The following is a 13,794-nucleotide window of genomic DNA, read 5'->3' on the forward strand; positions in this document are numbered from 1 at the left end:
ATCACCATGCAGACTATTTACACCGATTTACTCGTTGTCGGCGCAGGTCTTGCGGGAGAGCGTGCAGCTGTTGAAGCTGCCGACGCCGGATTCTCCGCCATTTGCCTCAGCCTTGTACCAGCTCGTCGTTCCCATTCATCCGCAGCACAGGGAGGCATGCAAGCCTCTTTGGGGAACTCCGTCATGGGCAAGGGGGACGGTCCTGACGTCCACTTCGAGGACACCGTTAAAGGATCTGACTGGGGGTGTGATCAGGAAGTGGCAAGAATGTTTGCCGATACCGCACCCATAGAAATGCGCCGCCTCGCTCACTGGGGCGTGCCGTGGAACCGTGTTGTTCCTGGCAAATCCATCTATTACAAAGGTGGTAAGCAGTTTGAAAAGGTGGAGGAAGAAGACAAGGAAGGGCTGATCATGGCCCGTTCCTTCGGCGGGACGGCCAAGTGGCGTACCTGCTATACTTCCGACGGTACCGGACACGCCGTCATGTGCACCATGGATAACCGGTGTGCGCAGGCGGGTGTCGAGGTCCATGACAAAACCGAAGCCATTGCACTGATTCAGGATGGCGACACCTGTTACGGCGTCGTTGCACGCTGCCTGCGTACAGGAGACCTGCGCGTCTATTTGTCCAAGGCAACGATGATCGCTGCCGGTGGTTTCGGTCGTATCTATCCCAACACAACCAATGCCGTAATCTGTGACGGCGGCGCACATACCATGTGTGTCGATACCGGTGTTGTTCCCATGGGCAATATGGAGGCGGTACAGTTCCACCCCACCGGTATTGTTCCTACGGATATCCTTGTCACAGAGGGGTGTCGCGGTGACGGAGGAACACTCCTCGACGTCAATGAAAAACGCTTCATGCATGAATACGAGCCGGATAAGGCCGAACTGGCTTCACGAGATGTCGTTTCCAGATGGATGACGCACCACATGCGAGAAGGGCATGGAGTCAAATCGCCTTACGGTGAACACCTCTGGCTGGATATACGCCATCTTGGGGAAGAGCATATTACGGGCAAGCTCCGTGAAGTATATGAAATATGCACGTACTTCCTTGGCGTGAATCCCATCCACGAACTCATCCCGGTCCGCCCGACGCAGCACTATTCCATGGGCGGGGTCCGAACCAATAGGGATGGCGCAGCCTATGGGGTCAAGGGGCTCTTTGCGGCAGGCGAAGCTGCATGTTGGGATATGCACGGCTTCAACAGATTGGGCGGCAATTCACTGGCAGAGACCGTTGTGGCAGGCGGTATTGTCGGTAAGAAAATCGCCGAATACCTTGAAGGCTGTGAAACCGAGTTCAAGACCGCTCTTATTAACGATGTGGTCAAGCTGCAGAAGCAGCGCATAGATGATCTCGTTACTTCCGCCAATGGCTCCGAAAATGTCTACAAGGTTCGGAAGTCCATGCAGGATGCGCTGAACAAAGGCGCAAACATCTTCCGCACAAAAGACGGCCTGGAAGAGTGCGTCAGCTCTCTGCAGGAAACGCTTATTCGCGCGAAGAATGTTGGACTCCGTTCAAATGGCAGAGGGGTTAACCCCGAGTTGGCCGTTGCGCTGAAGCTGGAAGGGCAGGTCAGGATGGCGCTTATGGTTGCTTATGGCGCCTTGCAGCGTACAGAGTCACGTGGGTCGCATAACCGTGAGGATTTCCCCGCACGAAACGACCGAGACTGGCTCAACCGTACACTGGCCTACTGGAAGAATGCAGACGATACATTGCCTACCCTGGAATATGAACCGGCAACAGAAGTGGTCGAGATTCCTCCGGGTGATCGTGGTTACGGCAAGTCCGAAATCATCAGCGCCGACGACAAGAAGGAATAGAGAATGTCCAGATTATTGAAATTCAACATCTTCCGCTATAATCCTCAGGACGAACAGTCTGAGCCTCATATGCAGGAGTTCGTACTTGAAGAGACCGACTCCATGACGCTCTTCATTGCGCTTAACCGTCTTCGTGAAGAGCAGGACCCGTCCCTGCAGTTCGACTTTTGTTGTCGTGCGGGAATATGCGGTGCCTGCGGCATGGTTATCAATGGTCGTCCGGGGTTGGCGTGTCATACCAAAACGCGTGATCTCCCTGGAGAGATTACGCTGTTGCCGTTACCGGTCTTCAAGCTCGTTGGTGACCTCTCGGTCGATACCGGTTCGTGGTTCCGGGAAATGTATACAAAAACCGAGTCCTGGATTCACACGGACAAGGAGTTCGACCCGGAAGCACTGGAAGAGCGCATGGACAACAAGGAAGCTGTTGCCATCTATGAGCTGGAACGGTGTATCGAATGTGGCTGTTGTGTTTCGGCCTGTGCCACGGCCCGATTGCGCGAGGACTTCATCGGTGCTGCAGGGCTGAACCGTGTCGCCCGATTCCTGATCGATCCGAGGGACCAGCGCTCCGATAGTGACTATTATGAAATAATAGGTAATGATATGGGCATATTCGGATGTATGGGCCTGCTGGCTTGTGAAGACGTGTGTCCCAAACATCTTCCGTTGCAAAACCAACTCGGCTTTTTGCGGCGCAAGATGGGTATTACCTCTTTGAAGAGACTCTTCAGGAAGTAATCGACCCCGTACAATACTTGGAGGCGAACGGCTTGAACAAGGTCGTTCGCCTCTTTGAGGAATAACAAGGCCGCGTCCCTTGAACCGCTCAAGGGATTGTGCGTCGTATTAGATGAAAAAGGTAGTGGGCTGCTTCGGAGGCCGCCCTTTTTCGAGCCGGTGGAGGCGATAAATGAGAGAAATACAGGCAGCGGATATTGTGGAAGCTGTGGCCAAGATGTGTGTGAAGGCCAATACAGAGCTTCCGCAGGATGTTCGCAATAAATTTGAACAGGCAATGGCCGAGGAGACTTCTCCATCAGCCAAGGAAGTTTTGCGTCAACTGCTGGAAAATGCCGATCTGGCCAATGAGACCAAATTGCCACTGTGTCAGGATTGTGGTTTGGCAGTGTTCTTTGTCGAAATCGGCGATGACTGTCGTGTGGTTGGCGGTAATCTGCGAGAACTGATCAATGAAGGGGTTCGTAAAGGATACGATGAAGGTTTCCTGCGCAAGTCAGCATGTGATCCGTTAACTCGTGCCAACACGGGCGACGGCACCCCTGCGGTCATTCATTTTGATGTTGTTCCCGGTGACAAGCTCAAGATTTTCTTCATGGCCAAAGGTGGTGGTTCTGAAAACATGTCTCGCGTCACCATGCTTGCCCCAGCGCAAGGGTGGGAAGGCGTCAAGCAGTTCGTCATCAATCGTGTGGCTGAAGCCGGACCGAATCCCTGTCCGCCGACTATCATTGGCATCGGCATAGGCGGTACGTTCGATCATTCGGCAAAGATCGCCAAAAAGGCGCTCATGCGCGATCTGGATGATACGCATCCTGACCCGGAACTTGCCGCCAAGGAAAAGGAACTGGAAGAAGCCCTCAACAAACTGGGCATAGGTCCCATGGGATTGGGCGGCAAGACAACAGTCCTTGGTGTTAAAATCGCCATGGAGCCATGCCATCTGGCCAGTCTTCCTCTGGCTGTGAATGTTCAGTGTCACTCCCAGCGTCATGAGGAGGTCATTCTGTAATGGCTGAATACAAATTGAATACACCGTTGACAGATGAAGACATTGAGCAGCTCAAAGCTGGTGATGTGGTTTTCCTCACAGGCACGATTCACTCTGCTCGCGACGCTGCACACAAAAAGCTTTTCGAGTTGCTGGATGCAGGTAAAGAGTTACCTTTCGACCTCAATGGTTCGGCAATCTACTACGTTGGGCCATCTCCTGCGCCTCCGGGCAGACCCATCGGTGCTGCCGGTCCCACCACAAGCTATCGCATGGATACTTATGCGCCACGACTGCACAGCCTGGGTATGAAGGCCACCATCGGTAAAGGCAAACGTTCCGACGAGGTGAAAGCCGCCATGCAGGAACACAAGGGCGTTTACTTTGGCGCAACAGGTGGAGCAGGGGCATTGTTGTCCAATTCCATAGTTGAATCAGAGGTCATAGCATTTGATGAATTGGGCCCTGAAGCCATCCGCGCAATGAAAGTCAAAGATTTTCCTTTGTTGGTGATCAATGACTGTCATGGGGGTGAACTCTACGTCAAACCTGATTTGGAAGCTGCATCATAAGGCGCTTGACAGGATCGATGATTTGATTCACTGAGGGGGCAGGACGACGTCGTTGTCCGGCCCCGTGGCGGTACCTTCCGATGGGGTCACAATTCGACAATGTAGAGGTTTGTCATGGAAAATTGCTACTTTGAAGATGTTGATCTTCGCAAAGACGATAAGAAAAACGAGAAGACGTACACGCCTTATCCCGGTGCGGATGAGAAGTATGACGATGGTTCTGATTGGCGTCTTTACAATCCCGACAAATATCGCGACCCCAACTGGTCACCAGACAAAGAGTAATACTATTTTGGAAAGGGGCCGCAAGGTCCCTTTCTTCGTATATCGGTTTCTAATGGGGGAGGCGTGCTCGTTGCACCGAGTCTGATCCTTTCTTGATCGGACTTCTGTCGCTACTCCTCGGTCTTTTTTTGCCTCAGAGCATCCTCCGTCTTCATCCTTCCTCACATCTCATTTCTGGCTGTATTGATAGAGCGGTGGTGGGGTGCTGTCTTTTCCTCCGAGCCATATCTTTTCGTTTTGCTGACCGGTGACACCTTGTTGTTGGTAAGCGATATCATTTTTGCAATTTTCTTCGTGTTAATGGCAGCAGTGCCTTGCGAATCAGTGTTTTTAGGAGTATCTGACATGTGCGCAAGGAGATAGTATGTCAGAATTATTTGCTCGTCGAATGGGTACTGTTCACCGTTCGTTTATCCGTGAAATATTGAAAGTCACCGCTGATCCAGAGATAATCTCGTTTGCAGGCGGTTTGCCAAATCCTGATCTGTTCCCGTTGGAATCAATGGATCGTGCATCCAGAGAAGTGTTTGCCAATATCGGGGCTTCCGCACTTCAATACTCCACAACGGAAGGCGACGCAGGGTTGCGTACAATAATCGCAGAACGGTATGCCAAACGTGGATTGTCTGTTTCGCCTGATTCAATTCTCATCACTACTGGTTCGCAGCAGATTCTTGATATCGTTGCCAAAGTCTTTCTGGATAAGGGGGACAAGGTCGTTATCGAGCGTCCGGGGTATCTTGGCGCTATTCAGGCTTTCTCCATATTTGAACCGGAATTTGTGGCAATCTCCTTGGAAAGTGACGGCCCTGATCTTGCTGAGTTGGAGCAGGCACTTCAGCAGGGAGCCAAGTGCTTTTACGCTGTTCCCAATTTTCAGAATCCGTCCGGTGTGAGCTATTCGCTGGAAAAGCGGAAGGCCGTTGCCAAGCTCATGGACACCTATGATGCTCTGTTCATCGAAGATGATCCATATGGAGAGCTCCGCTTCATGGGTGAGGATTTGCCCAGCGTTTATTCATTTCGCGAGAAACCCGGAATTCTGTGTGGTTCTTTTTCCAAAATCGCAGCACCGGGATTTCGCATCGGCTGGGTAGTAGCCGAGTCTCCCTTCTATGAGAAACTGGTCATTGCCAAACAGGCATCTGATTTACATACATCGACCGTGGCTCAAGCCATCATGCGTCGTTATCTGGAAACCAATGATATCGAATCACATGTGGGCCTGATCAAGGAACGATATGGCAGGCAGCGTCAGCACATGGTCGACATGATCCAGCAGCACTTTCCGTCGGTGGTCAATATAACCGAACCGGAAGGGGGCATGTTCCTTTGGGCGGCTTTACCTGAAGGCGTATCCTCCATGGATCTTTTTGATATTGCGATCAAGGACAAGGTCGCTTTTGTACCGGGAAGGCCATTTTATGTTGATGGAACCGGTGAGAATACATTTCGTTTGAATTTTTCCAATTCTGATGAGCAAAAGATCGAAGAAGGCATTAAGCGTCTGGGATCGAGTATCTCAACCCTATTGGACTAATATTGCCCGGAAATGAAGCGGGAATTGAACACAAGGTGAGTATTATGGCACAAAATATAGTTGTTATCGGTGGAGTTGCTCTTGGACCCAAAGCTGCTTGTCGTTTCAAGCGTCTTGAGCCGGGGTCCACAGTTACCATGATCGATCAGAGTTCGCTGATCTCCTATGGTGGATGCGGCATCCCATACTACGTTTCCGGCGATGTCTCTGATGCCAAGGAGTTGTGCGAAACCAGCTTTCATATGTTGCGTGATCCCAAGTTCTTCAAGGAAGTCAAAGGGGTTGATGTACAGATCCTGACCAAAGCGACGCGGATCGATCGCGAGAAGAAAGTCGTGGAAGTGGAAAATGTCACAACAGGTGAGTGCGCTGCCTTGCCATACGACAAGCTCGTTTACGCCACAGGCGCTTCTCCGCGCAAACTCAACTTGCCCGGCGAAGATTTGAAGGGCGTGAGTTATGTGTGCAACCCCGAGGATGCGACTCGAATTCGCGAAGGGATTTCCAGTGGCGTAGTTAATAAGGCCGTCATCGTCGGAGCCGGATTCATCGGGTTGGAGATGGCGGAGGCCTTTGCTGATATGTGGGGGATCGAAACCAGCGTAGTTGAAATTACCGATCAGGTAATGCCGCGGCTCGTGAGCCCTGCATTGGCAACCATGGCTCAGCAGCACATGGAAGAGGGCGGTGTTGATTTCTATTTTGGTGAAAGCGTGACCGCCATTGAGGGAGAGGACGGTAAAGTTGCTCGGGTTATAACCAGCAAGCGTACTCTTGAGGCTGATGTGGTGATCATTGCCGCTGGTGTTATCCCCAACTCCAAACTTGCTGAAGAGGCCGGATTGGCTTGCCATGAGCGCGGCGGTGTCATCGTTGATGAGTTCATGCGTACCAATGATCCGAATATTTATGCTGGTGGCGACTGCGCTATTGTCAAACATTTGCTGACCGGAGAGGGAGCTTTTCTCCCACTGGGATCTATGGCCAATCGTCAGGGGCGTGTGATCGGCAACAATCTTGCCGGTCGGGAAACTCGTTTTGACGGCGTGGTTGGTTCCTTTGTTGTGAAACTCTTCGAGACATCTCTGGCCGGAACCGGTCTTAGCCTTGAAGCAGCCAAAGCCGCTGGGTATGATGCGCTGAGCGTGTTGCTGATTCAGCTTGATAGGGCGCATTTCTATCCGACTAAAGAGTTGATGACACTGGAGATGGTTTTTGAAAAAGAATCACGCCGAGTCCTTGGCGTACAAGGCTTTGGTAGCTCCGGTGATGCGCTGGTCGGTCGAATCAACGCTGTGGCCGCATTGCTGAAGATGAACCCGACTATCGATGAAATTTCGAACATGGAGTTGGCGTACTCCCCGCCGTTTTCTGCTGCCATGGATATCCTTAATACCCTCGGAAACCTTGCAGACAATGCCATCCTCGGAATCAATCAGGGAGTTGGCCCCGATGGCTTCCAGGAACTGTGGAATCAGCGTGAAAGTGGCGACTGTTACTTTGTTGATTGCCGTGAAAAGGCTGATGCCGAGGAGTTGATGAAGCGCAATCCTGACTGGCATAACGTACCGCAGGGCGAAATTTATAACCGCCTGGACGAAATCCCCAAAGACAAGTCCGTCGTGTTGGTTTGCAATACCGGGGCGCGCTCATACGAAGCCCAGATCATGCTTCAGGATAAGGGGTATGAGAACATCATCAACATTCATGGCGGAATGGCTGCAATAAACAAGTACGGCGTCAAACTGTAAGAGGCTTCACTGCTTCATCTTGGATATCAAGGGATAAGCGAGGTTGTTGTGCGTTTTCTGATTGTCGACGACGACGAGAGCGTTCACCTTTTTCTGCAAACCGTTTTACATGAACACGGGCAATGCCACTGCATGTTTACGGGAGAAGAGGCCATAGCTGCTTTTGATGAAGCGCATCAGGACGGTGTACCCTATGATGTGGTGATGATGGATATTCTGATGCCTGGAATTGATGGGCATCAGGCCGCTGGTGTCATGCGAGAAAAGGAAGTTCAGAAGGGATTGAAGAAGCATGAGCTGTTCAAGCTCGTAATGATCACGTCATTGGTAGATGATACCAATGTATCCAAAGCTTTTTTTGATTCCGATGCCTCCTGCTACATTGTCAAGCCGCTTGAAAAGGATATTGTTCTGGATGAACTCAAGCGCAATCTGATTCTTTGATGAGCGGATACTTTGAAATGAATATAAAAAAGGGCAACCATATGGTTGCCCTTTTTTTCTGTATTCGATCTGAGTATTAAACTCGTCCTTCCTCAACGCCATGGCATGCGACAATTGTCCCATTGTCCAGCGTGCGCTGGGCTGGAACTTCCTGAGTGCATCGCTCATTGGCATGAGGGCAGCGTCCGTTAAAGACGCATCCACTGGGAAGGTTGATAGGGGTCGGTACATCGCCGGAGAGCTTGGTGTGGCCTCCAGCTTGTCCTCCCAGTCGGGGGATCGCAGACATCAGCGCCTGAGTGTAGGGGTGTTTGGGGCTGGTGAACAGCTCCTTGGCCGTTGCCAGCTCACAAACACAGCCGAGGTACATAACTGCGACACGGCTTGATATGTGTTCCACAACACTCAGATCATGGCTGATAAAGAGGTAGGTCAGTCCCCGTTGTTCCTGAGCATCCATCAACAGGTTGAGAATCTGCGCCTGAATGGAAACATCAAGCGCTGCGATTGGCTCGTCGGCTGCGATGAACTCTGGATCAAGGACGAGAGCGCGGGCAATGGAGATGCGCTGACGCTGTCCACCGGAGAACTCATGCGGGAAGTTTGACGCCCATCGAGGATCGACACCAACTTGCAACATGACCTCGGCAACCCGGTCCTTGACTTCTGCTCTTGTCATTTTGGGATTGTGGAACTTGACCGGCTCTTCAAGAATCTCACGAACAGCCATTCGTGGGTTCAGGGATGCATACGGGTCCTGAAAGACCATCTGCATCTTGGTACGGTACGGTTTCATCTGGCTGGAAGAGAGGTTGTCAATCCGTTTGCCGCGGTAGAGAATCTCGCCTTTGTTCGGCGGATACAGACCCATCACCGTACGGGCAAGGGTGGATTTACCACAGCCGGACTCACCGACAACACTGAGTGTTTCACCAGGCTCCACATTAAAAGTGACATTGTTAACCGCTTTGACAATGGACTGCTTGCGAGTGATTTTCCCACCTTCCAGGCTGAGCTGATCAAGAAAGCTGCCAGAGATGTCAAAGTGCTTATTGATGCCTTTTATTTCGAGAATACTGCTGCTCATATTACTTGTCTCCTTCACGAGCGAAGCAAGCAACTTCAGCACCATTTTCTAATTCCCTGAGCGTCGGGATATCGTGTTTACACTTTTCCAACTTGGCAAGGCAGCGAGGCTCGAACGGACAGCCCGAAGGCATGGCGAACAAGGACGGCATCATGCCGGGAATCTGGTTCAGTCGATTGCTGTTGCCTGCCATTTGCGGCAGGGCCTGGAGCAATCCCTGTGTGTAAGGGTGCTGCGGATTGCTGATGATTTCGGAAGTCGGGCCGATTTCCACGACCTTTCCTGCATAAAGAACAGCAATACGTTGCGTTACTTCCGAGACAACGGCCAGATCATGGGTGATGAGAAGCAGCCCCATGTTATCCGTTTCACAGAGCTCAAGGAGCAGTTCCATGATCTCTGCCTGAATGGTGACATCCAGGGCTGTTGTGGGTTCATCAGCAATGATCAACTGCGGGTTCGTCAGCAGCGATATGGCGATGACAATACGTTGTCTCATGCCCCCGGAGAACTCATGCGGGTACTGCTTGAGTCGTTTTTCAGGGGAGGGGATATATACTTTTTTGAGTTTGTCGAGACAGATAGCTTCGGCTTCCTGCTCCGACACGTCCATATGCGCCAGCACGGTTTCTTTCATCTGTGTGCCGATAGTCAGGACGGGGTTGAGCGTCATCATCGGATCCTGAAAGATCATGGAAATATGATTTCCGCGAATCTTTCGCATATCTTCATAGGAGTACTTCGCAATGTCGTCCCCATTGAAGATTATTTCACCGCCGGAAATTTTACCGGGTTTGGAAATCAGATTGATGATGGAGAACCCAAGAACGGATTTACCTGCTCCGGATTCGCCCACAATACCAAGACGTTCGCCTTTGTCGATGGAGAGTGAAACACCGCGCACAGCACGAAGCTTCTTTTCTCGCAGGTCGAAATCGACATTGAGGTCTTTGATGTCAAGGAGTCTTTCTTTCATGGCTTACCCCTTGTACAGTTTTGGGTTGAGGAAGTCGCGGATCCAGTCTCCAAGGAGGTTGATCACGAGAACCAGCAGGACAAGTAATATGCCTGGCAGGATGGTGATCCACCATGCGCCGGAAAAGATGTATTCAAAACCAGCGGTAATAAGTGACCCAAGGGATGGTTTGTTCATTGGCATGCCGAGTCCGATAAAGGACAGTGCAGCCTCACTCATGATGGCGTTTGCCACCTGGACAGTGGAGATAACCAGAACCGGCGAAAGGGTGTTGGGGAGTATGTGGCGCCACATAATACGAACTTTTGAAAGACCGATGATGCGGGCAGCTTCTACATATTCTTTTTTTCGTTCGGCAAGAACGGAGGCACGAACTGTACGCGCATACTGGGGCCATTCGGCAAGACCAATGATCAGAATGAGCAGGGGAGCTGCAATCTTCCCATAGTTCTCTACGCCAAACACTGTTTGGAAAATGGCACCGATGAAGATGGCTATCATATATGTCGAGAATGATAGCTGAACATCGGCTATGCGCATCATTATGTTGTCTAACCGTTTGATATAACCGGAAAGCAATCCGATTACGATTCCGAGGAAAGCCTGAAGAGCTACGGCTCCTATACCGATGACGATGGAAATACGCATGCCATAGAGCATTGTCGAAAGCATGTCGCGTCCCATGTCGTCTGTGCCGAGAAGGAATCGAGAGTCTCCTTCATCAGACCATGCGGGCGGCAGTTCGGAATCCATGATGTCAATTGTAGTGGGGTCGTACGGATCGTGAGGGGCTATGATGGGTGCACCAAAAGCGCCGACGACAAGAACGACCAGAATGGCAAAACTGACGTATGCCATCGGGTCCCGCAGAAACGAGTACAGGAAGAATGATTCTCTAAAACGTTGCCAACGTGATCGCATTACTTCCTCCCCGCTACGCGGACGGTTGGATTGACCAGTCCGTAAATCAGGTCAACAATGGTGTTGACCACTACGAAGATGAAGCCGACGACGACGATGTAGGACACCATGAGGGCGGTGTCGGCACGTTCAACTGATTCAATAAACATTGAGCCCATTCCCTGCCACTGGAAAACGGTCTCGGTGAGAATGGTGAATGCCACCATGATACCAAGCTGGACACCGCCAACGGTAATGACGGGCAGGAGGGTATTCTTGAAGGCGTGAACCAGCCAGACTCTGCGAGGCTTGATGCCTTTTGCCCAGGCGAATTTCACGTACTCGGTTTCCAGAACTTCCATCATTTCTGAACGGATAAGCCGTATGAATAAAGGGAGCATAATGGAAGATAAGGCGATGGACGGCATGACGAGATGCTTGATTCCATCCCATGTGAGCAATCCACTTTCCCACCACCCAAACAGGGTTACGGTTTCCCCTCTACCGAACGAGGGGAGCCATTTCAATTCTACCGAAAAAATATAGATCAGCAGGATGGCGGTCAGAAATACCGGCATTGAAACACCCACAATGGAACTTCCCATAACAAAACGGCTGAATAGTCGTTTGGGGTGAATTGCGGCGTATATGCCTAGTGGTATGGATAAACAGATGACGATGAGGGAAGCACAGAAAACCAACTCAAGCGTGGCCGGTGCTTTGGAGATGATGACTTCTGTAACAGGTTTTTTGAAGAAGAAGGAGCGGCCTAGGTCTCCTTGTACGGCGTTTTTGAGAAATCGCCCGTACTGAACCATAAACGGATCGTTTAGTCCTAGCTTCTCTCGTATCTCGGCGCGTTCCTCGGGGGTCACGCGCTCGCCGACCAATTCTCGCACAGGATCACCAAAGGCATTCTTGATGGAGAATCCGATCATGGAAATGATCAGCATGACCAAAAGAGCTTGGGCTATTCGTTTAACTGTAAATGCAAACATGTTTCTATAAAGTATAAGGTCTAAAGGGGAACCCCGATTTATACGGGGTTCCCCTTTAGATTTGTTTAACGTTTTTGTCTAGTAGAAATAAGCTCTACTTGATGACGAGATTGCCAAAGTACGGGAAGTTCATGACGTTCACGATGTCTTCGGTGTTCATGTTTTCCTTGGAAGCCCAGGAAAGGTTCTGCCAGTGCAGGGGAATGAAGGCTGCGTCATCGTAAAGGATCTGTTCAATCTCCTGAAGCATGGCTTTACGCTTTTCCATGTCAATCTCGGAGTTGGAGGCGACGGTCAGCTTATCCACTTTTTCATTACAGTAGTTACCGGAGTTATACTGACCGATGCCGGATTCTTTGTCGCGACACATGTACAGGTACTCGAAGAAGTTGGCGGAGTCTTCGGTGTCAGAGTGCCAACCGATCATTTGGATGTCAGCAACCTGAGCGTCGAACTGATCCCAGTACTGAGCCTTGGGCATGGTCTTCAGAGAGATCTTGATGCCGATCTTGGACATCATGGCCACGAAAGCCTGGGCGATCTTCTCGTCGTTTACGTAACGGTTGTTGGGAGCGATCATGGTGGCGGAGAAACCGTCAGCATAACCAGCTTCTTTCATCAACTCTTTGGCCTTGGCCAGGTCGTAGCGAAGCTTCAGCTCAGGATTGTGGCCCTGGTAGCCCTTCGGAGAGTTCTGGGCAGCAGGAGTAGCGAAGCCCTTCATGATTTTCTGGGCAACGCCGAGGCTGTTGTAAGCGTAAGCCATTGCCTGACGAACTTTGACGTTGGCAAATTCGGGGCGGCGTTCCTGGTTCAGTTGGAAGGTGATGATGCGGGTACCGGACATGGTGACCAGCTTCAGACCTTTGGTTTCCTCAATGCGGTCCAGGTCGTTCGGCGGAACAGGCATGATGAAATCGACATCGCCGGACAACAGGGCAGCTACGCGGGTAGGTGCTTCGCTGATCGGGGTCAGGATGATCTCATCAATGTTGCCGGTGTTCTTGTCCCAGTACTGGGTGAAGCGCTTGAATACAGTCTTCACGCCCTGTTCACGGGATTCAACAAGGAAAGGACCGGTGCCGGACTCATTGTAGTTGGCAAAGGAGTAATCAGTTTTGATGATTTCGTCCTTGGGCTTGTTGTTCTTTTCATCCATGCCGCTGTAGAAAGCTTTGTCCATGGGGAAAATGTAGGTAGCCATTGCCATGACCAGACCATACGGCTCCTTGGTAACTAGATCGACGGTGTATTTGTCGACAACTTCTGCACCAGTAAAGGCAGTGAACAGGCCTTTGAAGTCGTCGGACTTTTTCAGGCGATCGAGGGTGAAGGCAACATCTTCGGCAGTGAATTCGTTACCGGAGTGGAACTTCACGCCCTTGCGGAGGTAGAAGCGGGTCTTGGTGTCGGCTACGACTTCCCATTTCTCGGCCAGACGAGGCTCGAAGCCGCCATCTTTGGTCCAACGAACCAGAGGATCGAAAACCATGTGAGAGTACTGCAGCATGCCGCCGGAAAGCTGGACATGCGGGTCAAGGGATACCGGGTCGGCATCCATTGCCAGTTTCAGAGTTTTAGCTGCCATTGCAGGGGTGGCCAACATCATTGCGGTAACAACGAGTGTCAGCACCACGCTAGTGAATTTTTTCATAAAGGGATTCCTC

13 protein-coding genes are annotated in these 13,794 nt (G+C 51.1%); 8 read left to right on the top strand and 5 right to left on the bottom strand.

All coding sequences use genetic code 11. The features are described 5' to 3' along the window. The first annotated feature begins 6 nt into the window (after nt 1–6). The 8 genes from DPRO_RS00115 (at nt 7) to DPRO_RS00145 (ending at nt 8,166) form a co-directional block, all read left to right on the top strand. The gene (locus tag DPRO_RS00115) at nt 7–1,842 is read left to right on the top strand and encodes a fumarate reductase flavoprotein subunit (RefSeq protein ID WP_097010241.1); all 1,836 of its coding nucleotides are present in this window, start codon (nt 7–9) and stop codon (nt 1,840–1,842) included. Nucleotides 1,843–1,845: 3 nt separating this feature from the next. Continuing rightward, the gene (locus DPRO_RS00120; protein WP_097010242.1) at nt 1,846–2,583 is read left to right on the top strand and encodes a fumarate reductase iron-sulfur subunit; all 738 of its coding nucleotides are present in this window, start codon (nt 1,846–1,848) and stop codon (nt 2,581–2,583) included. Between the two features lie 172 nt (nt 2,584–2,755). Continuing rightward, nucleotides 2,756–3,595 (top strand): fumarate hydratase, encoded by an 840-nt coding sequence (locus DPRO_RS00125; protein WP_097010243.1) that lies wholly within the window; start codon nt 2,756–2,758, stop codon nt 3,593–3,595. After that, the gene (locus DPRO_RS00130; RefSeq protein ID WP_097010244.1) at nt 3,595–4,146 is read left to right on the top strand and encodes a Fe-S-containing hydro-lyase; all 552 of its coding nucleotides are present in this window, start codon (nt 3,595–3,597) and stop codon (nt 4,144–4,146) included. The genes DPRO_RS00125 and DPRO_RS00130 overlap by 1 nt, the downstream gene beginning before the upstream one ends. A 114-nt stretch (nt 4,147–4,260) precedes the next feature. Continuing rightward, nucleotides 4,261–4,431 carry a hypothetical protein gene (locus tag DPRO_RS20285; RefSeq protein WP_173806717.1) on the top strand — a complete coding sequence of 57 codons (171 nt, stop codon included), beginning with the start codon at nt 4,261–4,263 and terminating at the stop codon, nt 4,429–4,431. Nucleotides 4,432–4,795: 364 nt separating this feature from the next. Continuing rightward, entirely contained in the window at nt 4,796–5,971 is a 1,176-nt protein-coding gene (locus tag DPRO_RS00135) for an aminotransferase-like domain-containing protein (protein WP_097010245.1), read from the top strand. 44 nt (nt 5,972–6,015) lie between these two features. Then, the gene (locus DPRO_RS00140; RefSeq protein WP_097010246.1) at nt 6,016–7,722 is read left to right on the top strand and encodes an FAD-dependent oxidoreductase; all 1,707 of its coding nucleotides are present in this window, start codon (nt 6,016–6,018) and stop codon (nt 7,720–7,722) included. Between the two features lie 48 nt (nt 7,723–7,770). Continuing rightward, entirely contained in the window at nt 7,771–8,166 is a 396-nt protein-coding gene (locus tag DPRO_RS00145; RefSeq protein ID WP_097010247.1) for a response regulator, read from the top strand. 76 nt (nt 8,167–8,242) lie between these two features. Here DPRO_RS00145 and DPRO_RS00150 read toward each other — a convergent pair whose 3' ends face one another. From DPRO_RS00150 to DPRO_RS00170, 5 genes are all read right to left on the bottom strand, one after another. Continuing rightward, on the bottom strand, nt 8,243–9,253 hold the full coding sequence (locus tag DPRO_RS00150; protein WP_097010248.1) for an ABC transporter ATP-binding protein: 1,011 nt from the start codon (nt 9,251–9,253) through the stop codon (nt 8,243–8,245). Between the two features lies 1 nt (nt 9,254). Then, the gene (locus DPRO_RS00155) at nt 9,255–10,229 is read right to left on the bottom strand and encodes an ABC transporter ATP-binding protein (protein ID WP_097010249.1); all 975 of its coding nucleotides are present in this window, start codon (nt 10,227–10,229) and stop codon (nt 9,255–9,257) included. Nucleotides 10,230–10,232: 3 nt separating this feature from the next. Next, complete coding sequence (locus DPRO_RS00160; protein WP_097010250.1) at nt 10,233–11,150, bottom strand: ABC transporter permease; 918 nt, start codon at nt 11,148–11,150, stop codon at nt 10,233–10,235. Beyond that, on the bottom strand, nt 11,150–12,127 hold the full coding sequence (locus DPRO_RS00165) for an ABC transporter permease (RefSeq protein ID WP_097010251.1): 978 nt from the start codon (nt 12,125–12,127) through the stop codon (nt 11,150–11,152). Before DPRO_RS00165 ends, DPRO_RS00160 begins: the two co-directional genes overlap by 1 nt. Before the next feature lie 94 nt (nt 12,128–12,221). Next, nucleotides 12,222–13,781, bottom strand: coding sequence for an ABC transporter substrate-binding protein (locus DPRO_RS00170; protein ID WP_097010252.1), 1,560 nt, complete (start codon nt 13,779–13,781; stop codon nt 12,222–12,224). Nucleotides 13,782–13,794: the final 13 nt, after the last annotated feature.

The organism is Pseudodesulfovibrio profundus (assembly GCF_900217235.1).
Classification (GTDB): domain Bacteria; phylum Desulfobacterota; class Desulfovibrionia; order Desulfovibrionales; family Desulfovibrionaceae; genus Pseudodesulfovibrio; species Pseudodesulfovibrio profundus.